General features: G+C 52.6%; 1 protein-coding gene. It reads right to left on the reverse strand.

Translation table 11 applies throughout. The features are described 5' to 3' along the window. Positions 1-16: 16 nt before the first annotated feature. The coding region (locus tag AC1RPQ_RS08050) for a phage tail sheath C-terminal domain-containing protein (protein WP_481762271.1) at positions 17-390 on the reverse strand (374 nt) is incomplete at its 5' end.

Consider the following 390-nt stretch of genomic DNA (forward strand, 5'->3'; position numbering starts at 1 on the left):
GAAGCCCCTGTCTCCGTTACTGTGCCTGAACCGACGACAACGCTTCCGTGAACGACACACCTTGCTTGCTGATAACGACTTGCAGGTTGATGATGTGGATCGGTATCACCGGAATGATGATGACCGTCACGTTACGGATACCGCTGTTGAAGTCTTGCGCCGTGTTGTTCGACGAATCTGAGATCACTGTAGAATCTGAGATCACTGTAAAGTCCGAGATGCCCCGGGCGTTCTTGATGGTCTGGAGGTAATCCGAACACGACTGCACGATCTGACGACCCGTGAAGTCATCGTTAGGCTCTTGCAGCGAGTACAGCAGGAACTGATAGAGCGCGACCTTTATCACGTTCACAATACGACGAACCGACAACCACGAGAGCGCGCTCATCT

It is taken from the genome of Dellaglioa sp. CoH-57-MRSF-21, assembly GCF_056781915.1.